Annotated in this window: 23 protein-coding genes; 5 read left to right on the forward strand and 18 right to left on the reverse strand. The window is 61.3% G+C overall.

The annotated features are described in order from the left end of the window. Positions 1 to 92: 92 nt before the first annotated feature. The 5 genes from ACRRNM_RS06890 to ACRRNM_RS06910 form a co-directional block, all read right to left on the reverse strand. On the reverse strand, positions 93 to 491 hold the full coding sequence (locus ACRRNM_RS06890; RefSeq protein ID WP_435627494.1) for a type II secretion system protein: 399 nt from the start codon (positions 489 to 491) through the stop codon (positions 93 to 95). A gap of 192 nt (positions 492 to 683) precedes the next feature. After that, on the reverse strand, positions 684 to 1,346 hold the full coding sequence (locus ACRRNM_RS06895) for a hypothetical protein (protein ID WP_435627495.1): 663 nt from the start codon (positions 1,344 to 1,346) through the stop codon (positions 684 to 686). A 144-nt stretch (positions 1,347 to 1,490) separates the two neighbouring features. After that, positions 1,491 to 2,021: a type II secretion system protein gene (locus ACRRNM_RS06900; RefSeq protein ID WP_435627496.1), complete on the reverse strand. Its 531-nt coding sequence runs from the start codon at positions 2,019 to 2,021 to the stop codon at positions 1,491 to 1,493. Further along, positions 2,018 to 3,259, reverse strand: coding sequence for a type II secretion system F family protein (locus ACRRNM_RS06905; RefSeq protein WP_435627497.1), 1,242 nt, complete (start codon positions 3,257 to 3,259; stop codon positions 2,018 to 2,020). Before ACRRNM_RS06905 ends, ACRRNM_RS06900 begins: the two co-directional genes overlap by 4 nt. A gap of 2 nt (positions 3,260 to 3,261) precedes the next feature. Then, positions 3,262 to 4,965 carry a GspE/PulE family protein gene (locus tag ACRRNM_RS06910; protein WP_435627498.1) on the reverse strand — a complete coding sequence of 568 codons (1,704 nt, stop codon included), beginning with the start codon at positions 4,963 to 4,965 and terminating at the stop codon, positions 3,262 to 3,264. Positions 4,966 to 5,064: 99 nt separating this feature from the next. On the opposite strand from ACRRNM_RS06910, the gene ACRRNM_RS06915 reads away from it, so the two are divergent. Then, complete coding sequence (locus ACRRNM_RS06915; RefSeq protein WP_435627499.1) at positions 5,065 to 5,565, forward strand: tRNA (cytidine(34)-2'-O)-methyltransferase; 501 nt, start codon at positions 5,065 to 5,067, stop codon at positions 5,563 to 5,565. A 38-nt stretch (positions 5,566 to 5,603) separates the two neighbouring features. Here the strand turns inward: ACRRNM_RS06915 and ACRRNM_RS06920 are convergent, their stop codons facing one another. The 11 genes from ACRRNM_RS06920 to ACRRNM_RS06970 form a co-directional block, all read right to left on the reverse strand. Continuing rightward, entirely contained in the window at positions 5,604 to 6,647 is a 1,044-nt protein-coding gene (locus ACRRNM_RS06920; protein WP_435627500.1) for an NAD(P)H-dependent glycerol-3-phosphate dehydrogenase, read from the reverse strand. A gap of 4 nt (positions 6,648 to 6,651) precedes the next feature. Then, positions 6,652 to 7,113, reverse strand: coding sequence for an SH3 domain-containing protein (locus ACRRNM_RS06925; RefSeq protein ID WP_435627501.1), 462 nt, complete (start codon positions 7,111 to 7,113; stop codon positions 6,652 to 6,654). After that, complete coding sequence (secB, locus tag ACRRNM_RS06930) at positions 7,113 to 7,574, reverse strand: protein-export chaperone SecB (RefSeq protein ID WP_435627502.1); 462 nt, start codon at positions 7,572 to 7,574, stop codon at positions 7,113 to 7,115. The genes ACRRNM_RS06925 and secB overlap by 1 nt, the downstream gene beginning before the upstream one ends. Positions 7,575 to 7,590: 16 nt before the next feature. Further along, positions 7,591 to 7,848: a glutaredoxin 3 gene (grxC, locus tag ACRRNM_RS06935; RefSeq protein WP_435627503.1), complete on the reverse strand. Its 258-nt coding sequence runs from the start codon at positions 7,846 to 7,848 to the stop codon at positions 7,591 to 7,593. Continuing rightward, a complete protein-coding gene (locus tag ACRRNM_RS06940) occupies positions 7,848 to 8,258 on the reverse strand; it encodes a rhodanese-like domain-containing protein (protein WP_435627504.1) in 411 nt (136 codons plus the stop codon). Before ACRRNM_RS06940 ends, grxC begins: the two co-directional genes overlap by 1 nt. Continuing rightward, positions 8,239 to 10,065 (reverse strand): Wzy polymerase domain-containing protein, encoded by a 1,827-nt coding sequence (locus ACRRNM_RS06945; protein WP_435627505.1) that lies wholly within the window; start codon positions 10,063 to 10,065, stop codon positions 8,239 to 8,241. Before ACRRNM_RS06945 ends, ACRRNM_RS06940 begins: the two co-directional genes overlap by 20 nt. Continuing rightward, positions 10,053 to 10,271 (reverse strand): YgaP family membrane protein, encoded by a 219-nt coding sequence (locus ACRRNM_RS06950; RefSeq protein ID WP_435627506.1) that lies wholly within the window; start codon positions 10,269 to 10,271, stop codon positions 10,053 to 10,055. The genes ACRRNM_RS06945 and ACRRNM_RS06950 overlap by 13 nt, the downstream gene beginning before the upstream one ends. A 63-nt stretch (positions 10,272 to 10,334) precedes the next feature. After that, positions 10,335 to 13,562 (reverse strand): efflux RND transporter permease subunit, encoded by a 3,228-nt coding sequence (locus ACRRNM_RS06955; protein WP_435627507.1) that lies wholly within the window; start codon positions 13,560 to 13,562, stop codon positions 10,335 to 10,337. A gap of 82 nt (positions 13,563 to 13,644) precedes the next feature. Further along, entirely contained in the window at positions 13,645 to 14,916 is a 1,272-nt protein-coding gene (locus tag ACRRNM_RS06960; RefSeq protein WP_435627508.1) for an NAD(P)/FAD-dependent oxidoreductase, read from the reverse strand. 46 nt (positions 14,917 to 14,962) lie between these two features. Beyond that, a complete protein-coding gene (locus ACRRNM_RS06965) occupies positions 14,963 to 15,988 on the reverse strand; it encodes an efflux RND transporter periplasmic adaptor subunit (protein WP_435627509.1) in 1,026 nt (341 codons plus the stop codon). A 65-nt stretch (positions 15,989 to 16,053) separates the two neighbouring features. Then, entirely contained in the window at positions 16,054 to 16,356 is a 303-nt protein-coding gene (locus ACRRNM_RS06970) for an ArsR/SmtB family transcription factor (RefSeq protein WP_435627510.1), read from the reverse strand. Between the two features lie 103 nt (positions 16,357 to 16,459). Between ACRRNM_RS06970 and gpmI the strand changes: the two genes are divergently transcribed. Genes gpmI through ACRRNM_RS06990 form a run of 4 tightly spaced genes read left to right on the forward strand, consistent with a single transcriptional unit; the run spans position 16,460 to position 20,998 of the window. After that, a complete protein-coding gene (gene gpmI, locus ACRRNM_RS06975) occupies positions 16,460 to 17,995 on the forward strand; it encodes a 2,3-bisphosphoglycerate-independent phosphoglycerate mutase (RefSeq protein ID WP_435627511.1) in 1,536 nt (511 codons plus the stop codon). Next, the gene (locus tag ACRRNM_RS06980; RefSeq protein WP_435627512.1) at positions 17,992 to 19,164 is read left to right on the forward strand and encodes a murein hydrolase activator EnvC family protein; all 1,173 of its coding nucleotides are present in this window, start codon (positions 17,992 to 17,994) and stop codon (positions 19,162 to 19,164) included. Before gpmI ends, ACRRNM_RS06980 begins: the two co-directional genes overlap by 4 nt. A gap of 12 nt (positions 19,165 to 19,176) precedes the next feature. Then, positions 19,177 to 20,571: a S41 family peptidase gene (locus tag ACRRNM_RS06985; protein ID WP_435627513.1), complete on the forward strand. Its 1,395-nt coding sequence runs from the start codon at positions 19,177 to 19,179 to the stop codon at positions 20,569 to 20,571. A 22-nt stretch (positions 20,572 to 20,593) separates the two neighbouring features. Further along, positions 20,594 to 20,998 (forward strand): hypothetical protein, encoded by a 405-nt coding sequence (locus ACRRNM_RS06990; protein ID WP_435627514.1) that lies wholly within the window; start codon positions 20,594 to 20,596, stop codon positions 20,996 to 20,998. A 49-nt stretch (positions 20,999 to 21,047) separates the two neighbouring features. On the opposite strand, the gene xth is transcribed toward ACRRNM_RS06990, so the two are convergent. After that, positions 21,048 to 21,812 (reverse strand): exodeoxyribonuclease III, encoded by a 765-nt coding sequence (gene xth / locus ACRRNM_RS06995; protein ID WP_435627515.1) that lies wholly within the window; start codon positions 21,810 to 21,812, stop codon positions 21,048 to 21,050. Positions 21,813 to 21,924: 112 nt separating this feature from the next. After that, positions 21,925 to 22,830, reverse strand: a complete 906-nt coding sequence (locus tag ACRRNM_RS07000; protein WP_435627516.1) for a phosphoribulokinase — start codon at positions 22,828 to 22,830, stop codon at positions 21,925 to 21,927. Positions 22,831 to 23,028 lie beyond the last annotated feature (198 nt).

Raw genomic sequence — 23,028 nt, forward strand, 5'->3', positions numbered from 1 at the left:
CCATACCCCGAAGAAAAACGGGGGAGACTAATCTCCCCCGTTTCGTGCTGCACGATGGGTACGCAGGCTCAACCCATCCTACGCAGGCTCGATCAGTTGTTTCTTGTTAATGCAAACACTGCACTGGCAGCCGCATCCTTTTTCGAAGTGATCGTGCATTGAGTTGTAACACCAACCGCTGACGCAGTAGTACCACTCGGGGTATTATAATCAGGAGGGAAACCACCCTCGAGCAGCCCACCGATTTCGGTTGTATTGGTGCAAGCGCCACTAATCAAGGCAACCCCCGTGCCAGAAATGCCACGTAGACTGTAATTCGCATAATTAATAGCGTTTGCACTCGAAATCGCACCAGCGACACCTTTCACTGCAGCCACTTCTGCATCGCGTGATAAGTCAACAAACTTCGGCAGCGCCGTCGCCGCCAAAATCCCTAGGATCACGATCACCATGATCAGTTCGATCAGCGTAAAACCGGATTGGTTTTTCATTCCACTCTCCTTAAGTATTGAGGCCTGTCCTGAGCCTCTTCGAAGGGCCGCGACCCTGTTAGTCAATTGAGCTTGCGCTCCGCCTCTTCCTTTCCTGCCGCAGCAGGAATTTCACAAGCGCGTCCTATTTTAACCCAAACCGCCTTACACTGCCTCGTCTGGCCCGATTTTCGAACAATCGGCGAGGCTGCGCTACACCAGTACGCGGAACATGGCGAAGAGCAGATAGATGCTTCCCAGCAGGAGCAACCAGCCGCTTTGCCGCGCGTGGTGCGCGACAAAGCGGTCTATCCCCTCGCGCGGCACATCCATCGCCTTGGTCGCATGGCGCGAGGACACCCACCGGTTAGCTTCTGTTTCCATACCGCGCAGCAGGCTGGGGCGCAGCCACAGGAACAGCCCGGCGATGAGCGCGACCGCCGCGCCGGTCAACAGGCTCAGCACCATGACATCAAGCAGCCAGTCGAGCAGCACGGGCTGGACCATGCTTCCCAAATGCCGCAGCACATATGGCTTGTCGAAGAAGAAACCGAAGTAAATGAAAATGTAGGCAGCCCCTGCAGCGACGACAACCCCAGCCATGGTATGGTATTGATAGAACCAGCGCTCGATGCTGATGCTGCGATCCAGCCACCTTGTGATGTGGCGCATGGAAATCCACCGGTTGGCGAGGCGGTTGATGCGTTCCAGAAGATGCGGCCTGAAGATGAGCGTGAGCCCGATCATGGTACCGATCAATGCACCAACAAGCAGGAAAATGGCCAGCGTCTGCCACAGGATGATGTCGGTCGGATTAGTGCGCAATCCCTGCCTCCCTTCTCTTTCCACGACGCCCATCGCGTGCCGGTGCATCATCGATCATTGTGACACCCGTGGCCTGCGCCGAAATGACATGGATTTTTTAATTCCCGGTTCCATTCTGAATAATGGGGCGCTGTCTATGTAAGCCAATATACATAGTTGCATGTTTAGTGGGAATACATAGTTCGCTGTATCCGGTCAAAACCACAAATAAGGCTCGACCGGTTCGAACAGCATGCCGGTCAACTCGGCGGCCTCCGCCTGCAACGAGGGCAGGCGCGAAGTTTCATAGCTGGTGACAACATGGAAGCGTATCCATTTCCTGCCGTCCTTGCCTGGCCTGAAGTAGCTGGCGTTGCGCACCACGTAGATCAGGTCGCGCGTCCTGAGGTCGAACACCCAGTTGCCGGACTCCACGGACAGCGGGGTGGTGTCGTAGAATTCCCCGGCGTAGTTGGGCGGCTTCTTCTGCAGCCAGTTCATCGGGTTGTCCTGCGCCAGAGCCGCCACGTCGGAAGGCTTGCCGCGCGTCAATATCTGGCCGTATTGCATGACCAGCGCGCTCTGTATCGACGCCGCCACGCCTTCCATGGCGATTTTCTCGGCCTGCTCCTGGTAGAACAGCATGCGGTCGGCAAACAAGCCCATCAGCACAGCGACGATGGTGATGACTACGATCAGTTCGAGGAGGGTGAAGCCTCTTGCTCCTGCAGTTGCCTTCTTGCTCATCTCCGCATCGCCGCCTTGCCGAGGTCCCACATCGGCAGGAACACGCCGAGTGCGAGGATCAGCACCAGGACGCCGAGGAACACGATCAGGATCGGTTCGATTTGCGAGCTCAGGGTCTTGACCTCGTATTCGACCTCGCGCTGGTACATGTCGGCAACCTCGAACATCAGCCCGTCCAGGTCGCCGGTCTCTTCGCCGATCGCGATCATCTGCAGCACCACCGGATTGAACACGCCGGCGTCGACCGCGGTGCGCAGGATGCTCTCACCGCGCTCCACGCCCTCGCGCATCTGCTCGACGCGCCTGCGCATGAATTCGTTGTCCACCACCATCGCGACCACATTCATCCCCTGCAGCACCGGCATGCCGCTCTTGAAGGAAAGCGCCATGCTGCGCGCGAAGCGCGCCAGGGTGGACTTGAGGATGATGTTCCCCGCGATCGGCAGCCTGAATTTGTACCTGTCCCACTGGTAGCGCCCTGCCGGCGTGTTGATCCAGGAACGGAAGCCCAGCACCGCGGCGGTCACCAGAGCCAGCATCAGGAGCCAGTAGCTCACCATGAAATTGGAAAAACCGACCAGCATCCTGGTCATGAGCGGCAGCTCGGCGTGAAAGCCCTCGAACACCTTGGCGAATGCGGGAATGACGAACAGGTTGATGACCACGATGGCGATCACCATCGCCAGTATCACGAAAGTGGGGTAGCGCATCGCGGTCTTGATGCGCTCGCGCATGTCGCGTTCGAATTCCAGGTGGTCGTACAGGCGGATGAAGGTTTCGTCGAGCATGCCGGTCATTTCGCCCACCTGCACCATGCTGACGTAGAACGCCGAAAAAACCTTGGGGTGGCGGCGCATCGCCGTGCTGAGCTCGCGCCCGCTGTCCAGGCTCTCGCGCAGATCCTGGATCATCGCGGCAAAGGCCGGGTTCTGCGCCGATTCCTGCAAACCCGCCAGTGCACGCATGATCGGTACGCCGGCCTTGAGCAGGGTGTACATCTGGCGGCTGAACAGCTGCAAATCCATCGGGGTGACGGGTTTCTCCCGGAACAGCCGCTTGAACCAGTCCGGCGGCCTGGCCACCGTGCCGCCTCCCGCCCCGATAAACGCCTTGATTTCGAGGGGCGTGATGCCGTTCTTCGCGAGCTGGTCGGCAACCACTCCGCTGTCATCGCCTTCCAGCGTGCCCTCCACCAGATCGCCGCGCGCATTGCGCCCCCTGTAGGCGAAAACGCTCATCGTCAGTCTTCCAGCCGGCCGCTGATGCTCATCACCTCAATGACCGTGGTGCGGCCCTGCTTCAATTGCGCCAGTGCGTGATCGAGTATGGTTTTGCCTTGCATATGCCGCCGCGCGGCTTCCACAAAGTGGCTGACGCTTTCATGCGCCGCCGCCGTGACCAACTCATGATCCATTTCCAGCATTTCATACACGCCCATGCGGCCGCGATAACCGGTGCCATTGCAATGCGAACAGCCGCGCCCGTGCAGCAAGCCCCCCCATTGATCGGGCGGCACGCCTTCGGCCTCCAGCCATACGCCTTCCTGCGGTGTGGGAACATACGCTTCGCTGCAGCTTCCGCAGACGCGCCGCAGCAAGCGCTGCGCGATGGCGACCTGTACCGTCGAGGCCACCATGAAGCGCGGTATCCCCATATCCATCAGACGAAACAACGTGCCGGCGGCGTCGCGGGTGTGCAGCGTGGAGAACACCAGGTGGCCGGTCATCGCGGCGCGCAGACCGATTTGCGCGGTTTCTGCATCGCGCATCTCGCCGACCAAGATCACGTCCGGATCCTGGCGCAGCGCGGAACGCAGCACGCGCGCAAAGGTCAGTTCGATCTTCTCATTCACCTGCACCTGATTGATGCCGGGCAGGCGATACTCCACCGGGTCTTCCACGGTGATGATCTTCCGGTCGATGGTGTTGATCTCGGCCAGCGCGGAATAAAGGGTCGTGGTCTTGCCGCTGCCGGTCGGCCCGGTCACCAGCACCATGCCGTTGCTGCGTCGCGTGATCTCGCGGAAGCGCTTCAGCATATCGGGGGGCATACCCAGCTTGTCCAGGCCGATCATGCCGCTCTCCTGGCGCAGCAAACGCATCACCACCGCCTCGCCGTATTGCGTGGGGCAGGTGGCGATACGCACATCCACGCCCTGTTCGCGCACCCGCACATGGAAGCGCCCGTCCTGAGGCAGGCGCTTTTCGGATATGTCTAGGCCGGACATCAGCTTGAGGCGCAACACCAGCGCGGGGGCGATCTTGTTGTCGGCTTCGGTCTGCAGGTGCAGCGAGCCGTCGATACGGAAGCGGATCATCAGACGGCCTTCCTGCGGCTCGATGTGGACGTCGGACGCGCGAATCTGCGTGGCATCGTCGAACATGGTCTGCAGCAGTTTCACCACCGGCGCCTCCTCGGTGCCGGCGGTGGCGGTCAGCGCGCCGAAGTCCACATAGGTATCGCCCAGATCTTCGCTGAGCTCACGCGCCAATCCGGTGATTTCCTCCGTGCGCCGGTAGCCCCGGTCGATACTCTCCAGCAACTGCCCTTCGGTGACCACCGCCACGTCGATATCGCGCCTGACGACACGCGCGATCTCGTCGTAGGCGAACAGGTCGGTGGGGTCGGCCATGCCGATCAGCAACAGGTGGTTGCGTTCCTCCAGCACGATTGCGCGAAAACGCCGCGCCTGGTTTTCCGGCAGCAGCCGGACCAGCTCGGGGTTGATGTTGAAGAATTTGAGATTGATATAGGGGATGTTGAGCTGCTTGGCGAGCGCCTCGGAAATCTGCTCTTCGGTGACAAAGGCATTATCCGCCAGCACGCGTCCCAGCTTGCGCCCGCTGCGCTTTTGCTGTTCGAGCGCAAACTTGAGCTGATCCAGCGATATGAGCCCCTGCTGAACCAGCAAATCGCCCAAGCGAACTTTTTCCGGACGCGCCATAATTCTTCTCCCAGACTATTTTTATTGCGTGCTGACCTCAACGAGTCAGGAAATTAGCCCTTTTTCCCGACACTGACAAGCCTTAGCGGGCATTATTTCATGTTCCATGTGATCCTGTACCAGCCGGAAATTCCCCCGAACACCGGCAACATCATCCGCCTTTGCGCCAACACCGGCTGCGGGTTACATTTGATCCGACCGCTCGGCTTCACGCTGGAAGACAAACAGCTCGTCCGCGCCGGGCTGGACTATCACGAATTCGCGGCCTTGCGCGTATATGACACCCTGCAGGACTGCCTGAAGGCATTCGACCCGGCGCGCGTTTTCGCCATGACCACCAAGGGTTCGCAGCCGTTTCACGCGGCCCGCTACCGCGAGGGGGATGCCTTCCTGTTCGGCCCCGAAAGCCGCGGCCTGCCCGCCGAAGTGCTGGATCGATTCGATGCCGGACACCGGCTGCGCCTACCGATGCTGCCGCACAGCCGCAGCCTGAATCTGTCGAACGCGGCGGCTGTGGCGGTGTTCGAGGCGTGGCGGCAATGCGGTTTTTTGGGAGAAGGGAAAAACGGAGAAGGTGGAAGGGAGAAGGAGGAAGGGTAAGTTATCGCGGCCCCCGGTTTTACCCTTCCCCCTTCTCTTCAGAATTCCGTATTCGGCGCGCGATTGAGCAAGGCTTCCACCGCGTCCGCCGCCGGCAGCTGTTCGTAAAGGATGCGATGCACCGCCTCGCAGATCGGCATTGCAACATCCAGGCGTTGCGCAAGGCGGTGCACCTCGCGCACTGTGTAGACGCCTTCGGCAACATGCCCGAGGCGGTTCAGTATCCCGGACAGGTCATGCTGCTGCGCCAGCAGCAGGCCGACCTGGCGATTGCGCGACAAATCGCCGGTACAGGTGAGGATCAGGTCGCCCGCGCCGGACAGGCCGCCCAGCGTCTCGGGGCGCCCGCCGAGCTTCAGGCCGAGCCGGCTAATTTCGGCTATGCCGCGTGTCAGCAAGGCGGCACGCGCGTTATGCCCCAGCCCCATGCCGTCGCAGATGCCGGCAGCGATTGCCATCACGTTCTTGACCGCACCGCCGACCTCCACGCCGATCACATCGTTGCTCGCATAGATGCGCAGGCGCGCGTGATGCAGGGCATGTGCCGTGCGTTGCGCAAACTCCTCGTCGGCGGAGGCAAACGTCAATGCGGCAGGAAGGCCGCGCGCAACTTCCTGCGCGAAACTGGGGCCGGACAGCACGCCGCGCGGAAATTCCTGCGGCAGCGCCTCGGCGGCAACCTGGTGCGGAAGCAAGGAAGTTTCCGCCTCGAAACCCTTGCACACCCACACCACTCCCGGAAATTTTACATTGCCTTTCTCGTTTGTCCTTTCTCCCGCTTGCGGGAGAGAGTTAGAGAGAGGGAAGCGGCTGGCAATCTGCTGCAAAATGGAACGCAACGCCGCAACGGGAACGGCAACGATCGCCAACTCCGCACCGCCCAGGGCAGAGGGAAGGTCCGCACTCAAATCGATGTTTTCCGGCAACGGAATATCCGGAAGAAAGCGCTGGTTGAGGCGCGTAGCGCGCATCGCCTCAACATGGTCGGCATCGATCGACCACAGCGTGACACGATGATGGGCAGCCAGGCTGATGGCGAGTGCAGTTCCCCATGCGCCCGCACCGATGACTGTAATATTCATCCTGTTAATCGCCCCAGACTTCGGTGCTGCGCACGTAACCTGTATCCCCGTCCTGATGGCGCACCTTGACCCAGCCGGTGCCGGTCGATTCGAGGCGCTCCAGCGCTACCTGCTGGCGCACCTGGAACAGGCGTGCCGCGCCCGGGTCAGGCTCGGCGCGCACATCCAGCAGCGGCGGCAACGCAAACACGTAGCGCTTGCTGCTCAGCGCGCGCTTCTCCACCCAGTACAACCCTCCGGAGCGGTCGCGCACCTTGACCCAGCTGTCCAGCGCAACCACTTGTTCAAAGGGCATATAGCGATTCACCACAAACAGCTTTTTCGCCTTGAGCGAGGGCGCGTCGTAAAGGATCGCACTGCTCTCGCCGACCGACACATACTCCACCGCACTGGCCGCAGTCGCGCCGCACAGCAGCACGACTGCGGCTATCAAACCGGCCAGATACGATGAATGGCGCAGTTTCATCAGTGAGTGGTAGCCGCCGCGATCTGTTCCTGCTTGTGCTGCTGGTAAAGCAGGTCGAAGTTGACCGGGTTCAGCATCACCGGCGCAAATCCGGCGCGCACGGTAAGGTTGGAAACCACTTCGCGCAAATACGGGAACAGGATGTTCGGGCACATCACCGACAACACCGGTTCCATGTCTTCGCTGGGCAAATTGCTCAGGCGGAAGATGCCGGCCTGTTTGACCTCGATCAGGAACATCACTTTTTCGCCGATCTTGGCCGTCACCGTGTTGGTGATCACCACTTCGTATACGTCCGCGTCAATCTTCCCGGTCTGGGTATTCAATTGCACGTCGATATTGGGGCTTTCGCGCTCCAGAAAAATATTCGGCGCGTGCGGAATCTCCAGCGAGAGATCCTTCACGTAGATTTTTTCGATGTTGAATACGGGTTGATTGTTTTCCTGTGTTGCTTCAGTCACGTCTTTCTCCTCTTTGTTATATTGCCAAAAGTTTATCCAGTTCACCGGCATGATCGAGCGCTGCCAGATCGTCATAGCCGCCAACATGTTTGCCGCCGATATAAATCTGCGGCACGGTACGCCGTCCGGTTTTTTCCATCATTTCCACGCGCAACTCCGGATGCAAATCGACGCGTATCTTCTCCACCTCCTGCACCCCCTTGCGCTGCAACAACTGCTCGGCACGGACGCAATACGGGCAGACGGCTGTGCAATACATCAACACCTTCGCCATCATTTATCCAGGGGCAAGTTGGCCTTCTGCCAAGCCATTATGCCGCCGGCCAGGCTATAAATCTGGGTAAATCCCTGCTTGCCCAGCAACCCGCATGCCGAGCCGGAACGGACGCTGGTGCGGCACACCACCACGATGGGCTGTTCCTTGTATTTTTCCAGTTCGCCGATACGTTCCTTGAGTTTGCCGAGCGGGATCAGCCTGGAATTCAAAATATGCCCTGCCTTGAATTCATCCTCTTCGCGCACATCCAGCACCAGGGCGTTCTTGTGGTTGATGAGTTGCAAGGCTGCGGAGCAATCCACCTCTTTGATGCCGCGAATGTGCTTGCCGAATATCGACCAGAACAGCATGACTCCGCTGATTACAGCAAGGGAAATCGGAAGGATGTTACTGATGATGAACTGCACGCCGCCACTCCTGTTCTTTTTGGAGGGCGAATTCTAGCAGAGCTGAAAAATGTACGGGGTCTTTCTCCGCCAGCTCCTCCATTTGCCGCCGCACCCCGGAAAAATCCCCCGGATAGGACCAGATGGCCTGTAGCAGCAGCGTCCGGGCCTGCTCCTGCTGCCCGGCCTGCGCCAGCAGCAACGCCTGGCGGTACACTACGGCACCGATCGGCGCGAAGCGCAACACGCGGCCGTTCAATTCCAGCTTGTCCTCGATGCGCTCGCCGCTTACCTGAATCAGCGAGCTCATGAACAGCTCGGCATAAGGCGACAGCCGCGATCCCTCATGCACCGCAACCAGGCCTCTCCAGGTGCGATCGAATGCGCTGCTGTCGGCAGCTGAAGCCTGTCCTGAGCTTGTCGAAGCGGCCGGACGTATCGCCAGCGTCCGTTCCAGCTCATGGTAGCCGCTGCGCAGTTGCGCCAGCGTCATCAGGCCCATCAACAGGACCGCCGCCACGGACATGCGCCCCAAATTACGCAACTCCAGCCGGTAGCGGGTCTCGTCCAGCGCGCCGAGCAGGAACGCCGCGACCGCGATGAAATAGGCATACCACAGCGGATATTCGAGCAAACTGTGGATGGCCAGCACGCCCAGCGCGGCATGCCCCCACCAGTGTGCGGCGCTTAACGTTGCACGCCTCAGGCCATACAGCCAGATTCCCAGCGACCCGAACAGCGCCAGCAATCCTGCGATACCCGCTTCGGCGGCGAGCTGGAATACCAGGTTGTGCGCATTGTTGTACAAGCCCGTGATGTTGCCCGGCTGCAACACCGGCAGCAGTTGGAAATGCTGCCAGGCGAATTGTCCGAACCCCGCCCCCAGCCACGGCGACTGCAGGAACATCAGCCCCGCCTCGCGCCACAGGTAGAGGCGGATACTTTCGCCCGCCTCTTCGCCGAACAGACGCTGCACCGTGTCGACGCTGCTCCCTGCGCCGGCCAGGAACGGCAGTTGCACAACCAGGTGCATCACGCCGAATCCGGCAATCAGAAACAGGCTGTAGCGCAACAGCGGCCGCTGCACGGCATCGCGGCGCGCCCACCACCAGGCCAGGCCGGCCATCATCAGCAAATACAGCCAGGAGCTGCGCGATCCGCTCAGGGTCATCACGAACAGCAGCGGCACGGCCAGCACGATCACATAACCTGCCTTGAGCCGCTGCCGCTGGAGCAGCAGGCCGAGCGAGGCCAGCCCCAGCGCGACGTAATTGGCGAAATGGTTGGGTTGGGCGAGGTTGCCGAATACGCTGGAAGAGGTTTTCATCACGATCACCGAATTCAGCGGCGTATCCCAGCGGTAATGCTGCAGCACACCGGCCAGCGCGCTGAGCTCCGCGCCGATCAACAGGAAAACTGCCAGCACCGGCGCCACCTCCGCCAGACCGAAGCAGTCGCGTAATCTGGCGCCGAGCACCATCAGCAACGCCGCAAACAGCAGGTACAAGGCGTACAGCAGGGACTGGTCGAAATAGGCTATCTTGCCCAGCGCCGATTGCAGCAAAACCACGACGAGCAGCATGACCGGCAGTTGCACGATGCGCGGGATTTCCGGTTGCCTCCAGAAATCGCGTGCGACCAGCGGCATCAGCGCCAGCATGCCGAGCAAGGCGCTCCACCATTCCTGGTAGAACGTGGTCAACGGATATTGATGGCGATAATGCAGAAAAGGCAAAACCCACATCATCCCGACGAGGGCGAGGCTGATGTGGGTTAAGCGCAGCGACTGGAACGGGTTTTTCAGCCCTGTTGTATTCAGATTTTGCAAGTACCTTCCTTGATGCCGCATTTAACCAGAATCCGCGTCAGCGGGCAGAATGCGGTGATACCGCTCTGGAACAGGTTCAGGCCGACAAAGGCCGTAAGCCACAAGAAATTCTTGCTGACAAACAGCGGGCTGGCTTCCACGCCCAGCAACAGGGAAACCAGGATGAATGTCCCGGCGACGATGTGCGTAATGCGTTCTGCATTCATGATAAAGCTCCTACTCTGGTTGAAAAATTCTACTGGAATTTTAGTTACGGCATAACCTGAAGATTAGCCTTCACTGAAACTTCGTTTTCGGTACAGCGTGGCGTAATACAGCACCGGGATGACAATCAGCGTCAGCAAAGTGGAGACGAGGATACCGAAGATCAGGGAGATGGCCAGCCCGTTGAAAATCGGATCGTCGAGGATGAACAGCGCACCCAGCATCGCCGCCAGTGCGGTCAGGACGATGGGCTTGGCGCGCGCCCCGGCGGCGTTGATGACCGCCTGCTGCAGCGCCACCCCCTCTTGCAGCTGCAGGTTGACGAAGTCCACCAGCAGGATCGAATTGCGCACGATGATGCCGGCCAGCGCGATCATGCCGATCATCGAGGTCGCGGTGAACTGGCTGCCGAGCAGCGCGTGGCCGGGCATCACGCCGATGAGGGTGAGCGGGATCGGCGCCATGATGACGAGCGGCACGAGATAGGACTTGAACTGCGCCACCACCAGCAGATAGATCAGGATCAGCCCCACGCCGTAGGCGATGCCCATGTCGCGAAAAGTCTCGAAGGTCACCTGCCATTCGCCGTCCCACTTCAGCGCGTAGCCGGCATAGGGGTCGCCGGGCTGTTTGAAGTAGTAGCTCTCCAGCTTGCCGCCCTGCTCCAGCGCCATGCCGCCGACCTTGCCATTGACGCCGAACATGCCGTACAGCGGGCTGTCCAGCTTGCCCGCCATGTCGCCGAACACATACACCACCGGCAGCAGATCCTTGTGATAGATCGGGTATTCGCGCGACTCAGGGATCACCTGCACCACTTCCGAGAGCGGCACCAGTACACCGTCCTTCGCGCGCACCTTGAGCTTGAGCACCTCGTCGATGCGGCTGCGCCGCTCGGCGGGCAGGCCGATGCGCAGCGGCGGCGCATACTTCGCATTGGCATCGTGCAGCGAAGCGACATCCTGGCCGGCCAGCGCCGCGCCGATCACATCCACGATGTCGCGCGGCGCGACCCCGAGCAGCGCGGCCTTGCTCTGCAGGACATGCAGCAGCAGCTTGGGCGCGGGTTCGGTGACGGTATCGTCGATGCCGACGATGCCTTCGGTCTTGCCGAACTGTTCGCGCACCTTGCCGGCCACCTTGCGCGCGCCCTCGTAATCCGGTCCGTAGATTTCCGCGACGATCGGCGACATCACCGGTGGGCCGGGCGGCACCTCGACGACCTTGACCTTCGCGCCCCAGGCATCGGCGATCTTCTGCACCGGCTCAAGCACGGCAGTGGCGATCTCGTGGCTGCTGCGGCTGCGCTGGTGCTTGCCTTTCAGATTGACCTGGATGTCACCCTGCGCGGCGGCGCTGCGCAAATAGTACTGGCGCACCAGGCCGTTGAAGTTGATCGGCGACGCCGTGCCCGCATAGGCTTGGTAATCGGTCACTTCCGGCACGGTCGCGAGATAGCCGCCGATCTCGTGCAGCACCGCGCTGGTCTGCTCCAGCGCGGTGCCGCTGGGCATGTCCACCACGATCTGGAATTCCGACTTGTTATCGAACGGCAGCATCTTCAGGATCACCAGCTTCACCACGCCCAGCGATACCGCAAACAGCAGGCCGCCGAGAATCGCCAGCCACAGCTTGCGGCGCGCCGGCTTACCCTGTGCGCCGTTCAGGAACGGACTCAGGCGCTCGCTGAAGAAGCGGCTGATCGCCGCGCCATGCCTGTCCATGGGCGCGGCATGGGAAGATGCCGCATCGTGCGACCCAGCAAAGCGCCACACCAGCCACGGCGTGACGACGAACGCCACCGCCAGCGAGATCAGCATGCCCATGCTCGCGTTGATCGGGATCGGGCTCATGTACGGCCCCATCAGGCCGCTGACGAAGGCCATCGGCAGCAATGCGGCAATCACCGTGAAGGTCGCGAGGATGGTCGGGCTGCCCACCTCGTCCACCGCCTCGGGAATGATTTCGAGCAAGGGCCGCTGAGGCTCCAGGGCGCGGCGGCGATGGATGTTCTCCACGACTACGATCGCGTCGTCGACCAGGATGCCGATGGAGAAAATCAGCGCGAACAGCGAGACGCGGTTCAGCGTGAAGCCCCACGCCCAGGAGGCGAACAGCGTCGCTGCGAGCGTGAGCATCACCGCGATGCCGACCACCAGCGCCTCGCGCCGCCCCATGGCAAACCACACCAGCGCGACCACGGCGAAGGTGGCGAACAGCAGCTTCTGGATCAGCTTCATCGCCTTGTCGTTGGCGGTCTCGCCGTAGTTGCGCGTGACGCTGACCTGCACGTCGGCGGGGATCACGCTGCCTTTGAGTTCGTTCACGCGCGCGAGCAACCGGTCGGCGATCTCCACCGCGTTCGCGCCGGGCTTCTTGGTGATGGCCAGCGTGACGGCGGGGAATTCGCCTTTCGCCGCAATCTGCTTGTCCGCTGCGGCCATCCCGGTTCCCAGCCACACGTAGCTGCCCGGCTGGTCCGCCCCATCCTGCACCTCGGCGACATCGCGTAAAAACACCGGCTTGCCATTGGCGACGCCGACCACCAGTTGCCGCACTTCACTGGCGTCGCTCAGGAAACTGCCGGTTTGCACCAGCACTTCGCGGTTGCCTTGCACCAGCGTGCCGGAATTCTGCGAGGCGTTGGCGGACTGCAAGGCCGCGCGGATGTCCTGCATGGTGAGCTGGTAGGCATTCAGGCTTTCCGGCCGGAGCAGCACGCGCACCATGCGTTGCGTCGCACCCAGCGTACTCACTTCGCGCGTGCCCGGCACGCGCTTCAGGTCGGCCTCGATGGCATGCGCCACCTGCGTCAATTCGATGCCGCCGCCTGCCGCCTGCTCGCGCCACAGGGTCAGCGCGACGACCGGCACGTCGTCGATACCCTTGGCCTTGATGATGGGCGGGGCGACCCCCTGCGTGGGCGGCAGCCAGTCGGCGTGGGAGTGCACCACATCGTAGAGTTTCACCAGCGAATCGATATGCTCCTCGCCGACCTTGAACTGCACGGTGACGACCGCCATGCCCGGCTGCGACACCGAATACACATGATCCACCCCGGCGATCTGCGACAGCACCTGCTCGGCGGGAGTCGCCACGGTCTGCGCGACATCCCTGGCCGATGCGCCCGGATAGGCGATCATCACGTTCGCCATGGTCACGCTGATCTGCGGCTCTTCCTCGCGCGGCGTCACCAGCACGGCGAACGCCCCCAGCAGCACGGCGACGAGCGCCAGCAGCGGGGTCATCTGCGAGTGCAGGAAGTATCTGGCGATGCGCCCTGAAATGCCCATGCGTTTTTTCCGGTGACCTTTTATCTGGCGGCATGAAGTCTGGTGCATGACCCACCGTCACTTCATGCCAGTCAAAAGCGGCTTACTTCAGCTTTTCCACACCCATCGCCTTCAGCACGACCTTCTCGTAGATCGGCTCGGAGCTGCCCTTCTTCATCTTGCGGATGAAGTATTTCTCGAAGGCGACCTTGGCCAGGTGCACCCACTTGCCCTCCGAGAACCAGTTCACGTTGCGCGGCGGGATCTGCGGTATCGCCACGAACGCGATGCCGCCGTCGCCGAAGTCCGCGAGGCAGACCGCATTCCAGGTCGCCTTGCTGGTCGGCGGGTTGCCGGTCAGCTCGGAATGGATGTTGTGCACCGTCGCGGTCACCATCGACTCGATCATGTAGCCGGTCTTCGGGGTACCGCAAGGAACCGGAGTCGCTTCCACCGGCGGGATCGCGACGCACACGCCGACCGAATAGATGTTTTTGTATTTCGGGTTGCGCTGATGCTCGTCCACGATGATGAAGCCGCGCGGATTGGTCAGCCCCTCGATGCCGAACACCGCATCCACACCCTTGAAGGCGGGCAGCATCATGCTGTAGGCGAACGGCAGCTCGTGCTTCTTCTTTTCGTTGCCCGCCTCGTCGACCTCGGTGACATACATCTTGCCTGCCTCGATCTTGGTGACCTTGGCGTTGCATATCCACTTGATATGCCGATCGCGCATCGCCGATTCGATCATGCCCTTGGAGTCTCCCACGCCGCCCAACCCAAGATGGCCGATATAGGGCTCGGAGGTCACGAAGGTCATCGGCACCTTGTTGCGTATCTTGCGGCGGCGCAAGTCGTTTTCCATGATGAAGGCATATTCGTATGCAGGGCCGAAGCAGGATGCGCCCTGTACCGCACCGACCACGATCGGGCCGGGGTTCTGGGCAAATTGTTCCCATATGTCGTGCGACTTCATCGCGTGATCGACATGGCAGACCGAGTGGGTATGCCCGCCATGCGGCCCCATGCCATCGATTTCCTCAAAGGCCAGCTTGGGGCCGGTGGCGATCACCAGGAAATCGTATTTCACCGACTGGCCGTCGTTCAGTTCGAGGCGGTTCTCTTCGGGATGCACGCGTTTCACGCCGACGGAGATGAAGTCGATGCCCTTGCGCTCCAGATAGGGGCGTACCGGAAACTCGATATCTTCGCGGTCGCGCCATTTCACGCCCACCCAGGGATTGGACGGCACGAAGTGGAAGTTCTCGCTGTTCGAGATCACCGTCACCTTGTCGCCCTTGCGAATTTTTTCCTGCATTTCATAGGCCATCGGCATTCCGCCGATGCCCGCCCCCATGATTACGATATGCGCCATGTTGCTACCCTCCGTAAGTTGATGAACTGCACGTGAATCGATACTGCTATTTCTGCTTCACACCCAACATCCCTGCCTTGACCGGATCCAGCGCCACCTTCTCGCCCGGATTCAGCCCCGCCAGCACCTCCACCGCACCATCGGCGGTCGCTTCGCCGAGCCGCACCTGGCGCAACTTCACCTCTTCCTTCTCACCTACCACATAGACGGCAACCACTTCGCCGCGGCGCAGCACAGCGCTCGCGGGAATCACCAGCTTGTTCGCCTTGCCCGTCACGAAATGCACGCGCACGAACATGCCCGGATAGACTCCCGCTTCGTTCTTCGGCAGGTACACGCGCACCTGCGTGCTGTGGGTGCGCGCATCGGCAACCGGCTGTACGGCCGCCGAGGCGGGCTTGACCCAGCGATCCAGCGAGGGCGCTTCCACCATCACCTCGGGGCGCGCGCCGATGTCCAGCAGCTTGTCTTGCGGCACACTTGCCACCACGCGCATCTCGGAAGGATCGAAGCCGGTCATCAAGGGCTTGCCGGGCATCACCAGTTCGCCGACCTCGACCAGGCGCGCCGCCACGACCCCGCTGTAGGGCGCGATAACCGCCGTGTAGCCGTGCGCGAGACTGGCCTGTCCGGTGGATGCTTCGCTGGCCGCAGCCTGTGCGAGGGCGATCTTGTAGTCGGCCTGCGCCTTGTCGAGCGCCGCCTGGCTGATGAATTTCTGTGCGAACAGCTGCCGCGCGCGCTCGTAAGCCGCCTTGGCGTTCTGCATGTTGGCCTGGGCCTGCAGCACCTGCGCCTGACTGCCCGCCAAGGCCTGCACCGCTTCGCGTTCGTCGATGCGCAGGATCACCTGCCCCTTGCTGACGCGATCCCCGATATCGAAGTTGATTTCCCTGACACGCCCGCCGATTTGTGCGGACACGGTAGATTGACGGACGGCTTCCACCAAGCCGTCGGCACTGTAAGTCTGCGCCACCTCGCGGTACTGCGCAGGTGCTGTGGCCAGCTGCCCGGCAGCCTGCACAGCCGAGGTGCCCAGCAGCAATGCGCCGAATATCCATGATTTTTTCACTGCACCACCCCGCTTACAGTTTCGTTATATCAGAATATACTAATATTTAAAATCCAACAACCCCCTTATGTGCTGCAAAACACATCGCGCATCATCCCCACCAGCTTGATGGTGCGCGGATCGCCGATGCGGTAATACACCCGGTTCGCGTCCTTGCGCGTCGCCAGCACGCCCTTGTCGCGCAAAATCGCCAGATGCTGCGAGATATTGCTCTGCGAGGTGCCGACCTGTTCCACGATTTCCTGCACGCTGACCTCCCGGTCGCCGAGCACGCACAGGATTTTCAGGCGCAAGGGGTGCGCAATCGCCTTGATGGCCTGCGCGGCCTGTTGAATGTCTTCTTCCCTGTCTATTAGTTTGCTTGCCATATCTGTTCCTGATTATCCCGCCGAGCCGCCCACTGACCGGAGCGAATTCGGCTAAAATTAAACGAGACTCCACAACATCATTATCCGCTAATATTCTACACCAATGAAAGTCACTCCTGTCCTGCTGCTCATCCTGGATGGCTTCGGCTACCGCGAAGATGCCGATTTCAACGCCATTCTGGCGGCGCGAAAACCCAACTGGGACGCGCTGTGGCGCGACTATCCGCACACCCTGATCGAGGCTTCGGAAAAACATGTCGGCCTGCCGTCCGGGCAGATGGGCAACTCCGAGGTCGGCCATCTCAACATCGGCGCCGGGCGGACGGTGTACCAGGACTTGAGCCGCGTCGATGTCGCCATCGAGGATGGCAGCTTCTACACCAACACCGCCTTGAGCCGGGCCGTCGAGCTGGCAAAACAAAACGGCAGCACCCTGCACATCATGGGGCTACTCTCCCCGGGCGGCGTGCACAGCCACGAGAGCCACATCTACGCCATGCTGGAAATGGCGGCGCGCGCCGGCCTGAAGAAAGTCTGCGTGCACGCCTTCCTCGACGGGCGCGACACCCCGCCCAAGAGCGCCGCGCCCTCGCTGCAACGTCTGCAGGAAAAGTGCGCAGCACTGGGAACCGGGCAAATCGCCAGCATCACCGGGCGCTATTACGCGATGGACCGGGACAACCGCTGGGAGCGCGTGCAGCCCGCCTACGAACTGCTCACCGAGGGTCGCGCCGAATTCAGCGCGGCGGATGCATTGAGCGGCCTGGAACAGGCCTATGCGCGCGGCGAGTCGGACGAGTTCGTCAAACCGACCGCGATTACCTCAGGCAAGGCGGGATACACCATGCGGGACGGAGACGTGGCGGTATTCATGAATTTCCGCGCCGACCGCGCGCGAGAGATTACGCGCGCCCTGACCGACGCGGCCTTCGGCGGCTTCGAGCGCGCCTGCTTCCCGAAACTCGCCGCCTTCGTCACGCTGAGCAGCTACGGCGAAGACTTTCACCTGCCTTGCGCCTACCCGCCCCAAACCATCCACAACGGCTTCGGTGAATACCTCTCGAATCTCGGGCTGAAACAGTTGCGCATCGCCGAGACCGAAAAATACGCGCATGTCACCTATTTTTTCAGCGGCGGCAAGGAACAGCCCTACCCCGGTGAGGACCGCATCCTCGTCCCGTCACCCAAGGTCGCGACCTACGACCTCAAGCCGGAAATGAGCGCGTTCGAGGTGACCGACAAGCTCGAAGCCGCGATCCTCAGCCGCCAGTACCACGCGATCATCTGCAACTACGCCAACGGCGACATGGTGGGACACAGCGGCAACATGGAGGCCGCCACCAAGGCAGTCGAGGCGCTGGATATCTGTGTCGGCCGCGTGGTCAACGCGATGCGCTCCATCGGCGGCGAGGTCATCATCACCGCCGATCACGGCAATGCCGAACAGATGCTGGATCGCGTGACGCAGCAGGCGCACACCGCGCATACCCTGAATCCGGTGCCCTTCCTGTATGTCGGACGCAAGGCCGAACTGGCCGAAGGCGGCGCGCTGCGCGACCTCGCCCCCACGCTGCTGACCATGATGGGGCTGCCGCAACCGCCGGAAATGACCGGACATAGCCTGATCCGGATACAGTGACCTTTTCAGTTCGTTTACTGTTGCCGGTTCTGTGCGGCCTGATATTCACCAGTGCGGCATGCGCCAGCCAGCAGGAGGAGCTGGAAAACCTGCGTAAGCGCATCGCCGCGATGCAGCGCGAGATGGATCGGACCAGCGAATCAAAGTCCGAGGCCGCCGATGCGCTGCGCGAATCGGAACGCGCGATCAGCAACAGCAACCGCAAGCTCGCCGGCCTTGCCGAGCAGCAGCGCGCCGCCGACAGAAAACTAAACGAACTGCAGGAGCGGGAAAACCGGCTGACCGGCAGCATGGCCGAACAACAGGCCCTGCTCGGCAGGCTGCTGTATCAGCAATACCTCGGCGGCAGCCAGGAATATCCGAAGCTGCTGCTGGGCAACCGCGACCCCAATCAGGTCTCCCGCGACCTGCAGTATTACAAGTATATCGCGCGCGACCGCGCAACCCGGCTTGCCGCGCTGCGTAACGATTTCGCCGCGCTGAACGCGGTCAGCACGGCCGTGCGCGAGCAGCGCGCGGAATTGAAATCGCTGCGCACGGAGGAGGCGGCACAGAAAAAAACGCTGGAGAAGGAACAGCAGGCCCGGCAGCGGATATTGGTCAAAGTTTCCCACCAGTTGCGCCAGCAGCGCCGCGAGATCAACCGCCTCCAGCGCGACGAGAACCGCCTCGCGCAGCTGGTCGAGCGGCTGACGAAAATGCTCGCCCAGCCGAAGTCCGGCTCGTTGTTCCGCAACGACAATCTGCCGGACAGCCGCTTCGACGGCAACCCGTTCGACCAGCTCAAGGGCAAGCTTGCGTTGCCGGTGAAAGGTGAAGTCACCAACCGGTTCGGCGCACCGCGCCCCGACAGCACGGTGCTGTGGAAAGGCCTGTTCCTGAGAACTTCCCCCGGCCAGGCTGTCAAAGCCATCGCGGCAGGGCGGGTGGTATTCGCGGACTGGCTGCGCGGCTTCGGCAACCTGCTGATCATCGATCACGGCAAGGGTTACATGAGCCTGTACGGCAATAACGAGACCCTCTACAAACAGGTCGGGGACATGCTGCAGGGCGGCGATACCGTCGCGGCGGTCGGGAACAGCGGCGGCAACGAGGATTCCGGTTTATACTTTGAACTGCGCCACGAGAGCAAACCGCTCGATCCGATGAAGTGGCTGGCAACACGATAACTTGGGGAAATTATGCGTTTTCTGGAAAAAGCAGGCTTGGTGAGTCTGGGACTGGTTGCAGGCGTGTCGTTCAGCCTGCATTTCGCCGCAATGGCCGAGAAGGACACGCTCGCCACGCCGCTGCCCATCGAGGAACTGCGCGCCTTCTCCGAGGTGTTCGGCCGCATCAAGAGCGACTACGTCGAACCCGTCACTGACAAGAAGCTGATCAACGAGGCCATCAACGGCATGCTGAGCGGCCTCGACCCCCACTCCGCCTATCTCGACACGGAAGCCTTCAAGGAACTGCAGGTCGGCACCCAGGGCGAATTCGGCGGGCTCGGCATCGAAGTCAGCATGGAAGACGGCCTGGTGAAGGTCGTCTCGCCGATAGAAGACACGCCCGCCTACAACGCGGGCATCAAGAGCGGCGACCTGATCGTCAAGCTGGACGACACCCTGGTCAAGGGGATGACGCTGAACGACGCGGTAAAGCACATGCGCGGCAAACCGGGCAGCAAGATCGTACTGACCATCATCCGCAAGGATGAGCCCAAGCCGCTCACCATTACCCTGGTGCGGGCCGTCATCAAGGTACAAAGCGTGAAATCCAAGCTGGTCGAACCCGGCTACGGCTTTGTCCGCATCACGCAATTCCAGGAACATACCGGCGAGAACCTCGCCACCGCGCTGGAAACCCTCATCAAGCAGAACCAGGAGCCACTCAAGGGGCTGGTGCTCGACTTGCGCAACGACCCGGGCGGATTGCTGACCGGCGCAGTCGGCGTTTCCGCAGCCTTCCTGGCCAAGGACGCACTGGTGGTCTATACCGAGGGCCGCACCGAAGACGCGAAGATGCGCCTGACCGCCAGTGCAGAGCATTATCTGCGCGGTAACGGCAAGAGCGATTACCTGAAAAGCCTGCCCGACTCCGTCAAGAGCGTGCCGCTGGTCGTGCTGGTGAACGGCGGCTCCGCGTCCGCCTCCGAGATCGTCGCCGGCGCATTGCAGGATCACAAGCGCGCGGTCATCATGGGCACGCAGACTTTCGGCAAGGGCTCGGTGCAGACCGTCCTGCCGCTCGGCAACAACACCGCGATCAAGCTCACCACGGCGCGCTACTACACGCCGGGCGGACGCTCCATCCAGGCCAAGGGCATCGTGCCCGATATCCAGGTGGAAGATCCCGCCACCGCCGGGCAGGAAAACATGTTCCGCCTGCGCGAAGCCGACCTGAACAGGCACTTGCCCAATGGCAAGCAGCCGGATGAAAAGCCGGACAGCAATGCCGGGAAAAAAGCGCCGGCCGCTCCCGATGACAAGGGAGGTGCGAAGCCGGCACCCACCGAGTTCGGCGCCAAGAACGACTACCAGCTCAACCAGGCGTTGAACCTGCTCAAGGGAATGCAGATCCTGCAGGGAAAATAACCCCGCCCCCAGGGAGGCCGGCATGACGGAACCATCCGAACTGGACAGACAGCGCGAGATCGTTTTCAGTGCGGAACCGCCCGGACAGGCCGAGCGCGCCTCCCGCTTCCTGTCCGGCCTGCCCGGCTGCAAGGTCGAACCCGGCGATAACACGAACGCGCTGCGCATTTCCTACAACCTGCGCGACCATACGCTCGATGAACTGGAAAACAGGCTTGCCGAAGAAGGGCTCCACCTCGATCGCGGCCTGCTGCACAGCATCGGACGCCAGGTTATCCACTACTGCGAAGACACCGTCCGCCACAATCTGGGCATTCCTGCCTACCCGACGAAACAGAACGAGCGCGAAGTGTTCGTCAGGGCATACGACCAGGAACCGCATGGCGACCGCGACGATGTCCTTCCGGAATTGCGCGATTACAAGTAGTACTGCCTAAACGAACCCCCCTCGCCATTCAGGGCGGATGTCCTGCCTGTCACCCCAGCTCCAGAACCACCGGCGTATGGTCGGAAGGACGCTCCAGCCCGCGCGGCGCCTTGTCGATCACGCAGCTTCTGCATTGCGCCGCGAGCGGCTCGCTGACCAGGATATGGTCGATGCGCAGCCCGCGGTTGCGGCGGAACGCCATCATCCGGTAGTCCCACCAGGAATAGGATTGGCCGGGCTGCTCGAAGAGGCGGAAGCCATCGCGCAGGCCGAGCCCCAACAGCTTGCGGAACTGCTCCCGCTCCGGCTCGCTGACCAGCACGTTGCCTTGCCAGGCGATGGGGTCGTAGACATCGCAATCTTCCGGCGCGATGTTGTAGTCGCCCAGCAGCGCCAGTTTCGGGTGGCGCGCCAGCTCCGCTTTCAACCAGTCGTGCAGCGCGGCGAGCCACGCGAGCTTGTAGTTGTACTTGTCCGAATCGACGCTCTGCCCGTTCGGCACATAGACGTTCACCACGCGGACATCGCCTATCGTGGCAGCGATGATGCGCTTCTGCTCGTCGGGAAAGTTGGGCAGGCCGCATTGCACCTCATTGGCCGGTTCACGGCTCAGGATCGCCACGCCGTTATAGGTCTTCTGCCCGCTGAATACGCTGTGGTAGCCCGCCGCCTGCAGCTCGGCCTGCGGGAACTCGCCGTCCTGCTGCTTGGTTTCCTGCAGGCACAGCACCTCGACCGGGTTGGCGGCCAGCCAGCCCAGCACCTGCGGCAGGCGCACCTTGAGTGAATTGACGTTCCAGGTCGCTATCTTCATATCTTGCCCATCGATTCGTTCGGCGTTGATGTTACGCAGCTCCGCGCACCGGCCAAATGAAAACGGGGAACCGGATTGATCCGGTTCCCCGCCGTTGCGGCCATTTATGGCCTCACTTCTTCTTGCTCTCGATCAGTTCGTGCAGGATCGGCGTCAGGATGATTTCCATCGCGAAGCTCATCTTGCCGCCGGGCACCACCAGGGTGTTGGGGCGCGACATGAAAGAGTCGTGGATCATGCTGAGATAGTAGGGCAAATCTATATTGCCAAATTTGCTCATGATGTATTTGTTGAAGCGGATCACCACAAAGCTTTCATCCAGCGTGGGGATGTCGCGCGCGATGAACGGGTTGGAAGTATCCACCGTCGCGACGCGCTGGAAATTGATGTGGGTGCGCGAGAACTGCGGGGTGACGTATTTGACGTAGTCCGGCATGCGGCGCAGGATGGTGTCCACCGTCGCTTCGGCGGAATAGCCGCGCTCTTCCTTGTCGCGGTGGATTTTCTGGATCCACTCCAGATTGACCACCGGCACGACGCCGATGCCCAGATCCACATGCTTGCCCGCATCGATGTCGCCGTCCGTCGCCAGGCCGTGCAGGCCCTCGTAGAACAGCAGATCGGAATTCGCCTCGATGCCTTCCCATGGGGTGAATTGGCCGGGCTTCAGATCGGCGAGACCGAAGTGCTTTTTGTGATGTTCCGCCTCATCCTCGCTGTGCACATAGTAGCGGCGCTGGCACATGCCGGTTTCGCCATAGACCCTGAACGTTTCCTCGATTTTGTCGAAGTGGTTGGCTTCCGGGCCGAAGTGGCTGAAAGAATGGTTGCCGGCCTTCGCGGCCTCGGCCACGGCGGCGCGGAACGCCATGCGGTCCAGGCTATGCAGGCTGTCGCCCTCGATGATGGCGGCTGAAATCTTCTCGCGGCGGAAGATATTTTCGAAGGCACGTTTGACGGTGGAAGTACCCGCTCCGGAAGATCCGGTGACTGCGATGACGGGGTGTTTGCGCGACATGGTGATTTCTCCTGAAACAAAATGAAAATTCTTGAATAGCCGCAATTTTATAACAAAGCCCCCGGCACCACTACCGCACTTGCCGCCTGCGCATCATGAAATGTTCCGGATTCCTCGTTTTCATCCTCACCGAATCGCGCCAACGGCGGCGTCAATGCTGAGCTTCCACCTTACTCAGACATCGTTCGCCGTTTTTTT

The sequence above is a fragment of the Ferrigenium straubiae genome, assembly GCF_051257895.1.
Classification (GTDB): domain Bacteria; phylum Pseudomonadota; class Gammaproteobacteria; order Burkholderiales; family Gallionellaceae; genus Gallionella; species Gallionella straubiae.

Coding starts and splice junctions, on each gene's coding strand:
- gpmI (WP_435627511.1), top strand. CDS start 16,460: ATGAAAGTCACTCCTGTCCTGCTGCTCATCCTGGATGGCTTCGGCTAC.
- ACRRNM_RS06955 (WP_435627507.1), bottom strand. CDS start 13,562: ATGGGCATTTCAGGGCGCATCGCCAGATACTTCCTGCACTCGCAGATG.
- ACRRNM_RS06910 (WP_435627498.1), bottom strand. CDS start 4,965: ATGGCGCGTCCGGAAAAAGTTCGCTTGGGCGATTTGCTGGTTCAGCAG.
- ACRRNM_RS06915 (WP_435627499.1), top strand. CDS start 5,065: ATGTTCCATGTGATCCTGTACCAGCCGGAAATTCCCCCGAACACCGGC.
- grxC (WP_435627503.1), bottom strand. CDS start 7,848: ATGGCGAAGGTGTTGATGTATTGCACAGCCGTCTGCCCGTATTGCGTC.
- ACRRNM_RS06925 (WP_435627501.1), bottom strand. CDS start 7,113: ATGAAACTGCGCCATTCATCGTATCTGGCCGGTTTGATAGCCGCAGTC.
- ACRRNM_RS07000 (WP_435627516.1), bottom strand. CDS start 22,830: ATGTCGCGCAAACACCCCGTCATCGCAGTCACCGGATCTTCCGGAGCG.
- ACRRNM_RS06950 (WP_435627506.1), bottom strand. CDS start 10,271: ATGAATGCAGAACGCATTACGCACATCGTCGCCGGGACATTCATCCTG.
- ACRRNM_RS06900 (WP_435627496.1), bottom strand. CDS start 2,021: ATGAGCAAGAAGGCAACTGCAGGAGCAAGAGGCTTCACCCTCCTCGAA.
- ACRRNM_RS06990 (WP_435627514.1), top strand. CDS start 20,594: ATGACGGAACCATCCGAACTGGACAGACAGCGCGAGATCGTTTTCAGT.
- ACRRNM_RS06970 (WP_435627510.1), bottom strand. CDS start 16,356: ATGGCAAGCAAACTAATAGACAGGGAAGAAGACATTCAACAGGCCGCG.
- ACRRNM_RS06905 (WP_435627497.1), bottom strand. CDS start 3,259: ATGAGCGTTTTCGCCTACAGGGGGCGCAATGCGCGCGGCGATCTGGTG.
- ACRRNM_RS06985 (WP_435627513.1), top strand. CDS start 19,177: ATGCGTTTTCTGGAAAAAGCAGGCTTGGTGAGTCTGGGACTGGTTGCA.
- ACRRNM_RS06890 (WP_435627494.1), bottom strand. CDS start 491: ATGAAAAACCAATCCGGTTTTACGCTGATCGAACTGATCATGGTGATC.
- ACRRNM_RS06895 (WP_435627495.1), bottom strand. CDS start 1,346: ATGATGCACCGGCACGCGATGGGCGTCGTGGAAAGAGAAGGGAGGCAG.
- xth (WP_435627515.1), bottom strand. CDS start 21,812: ATGAAGATAGCGACCTGGAACGTCAATTCACTCAAGGTGCGCCTGCCG.
- ACRRNM_RS06960 (WP_435627508.1), bottom strand. CDS start 14,916: ATGGCGCATATCGTAATCATGGGGGCGGGCATCGGCGGAATGCCGATG.
- ACRRNM_RS06920 (WP_435627500.1), bottom strand. CDS start 6,647: ATGAATATTACAGTCATCGGTGCGGGCGCATGGGGAACTGCACTCGCC.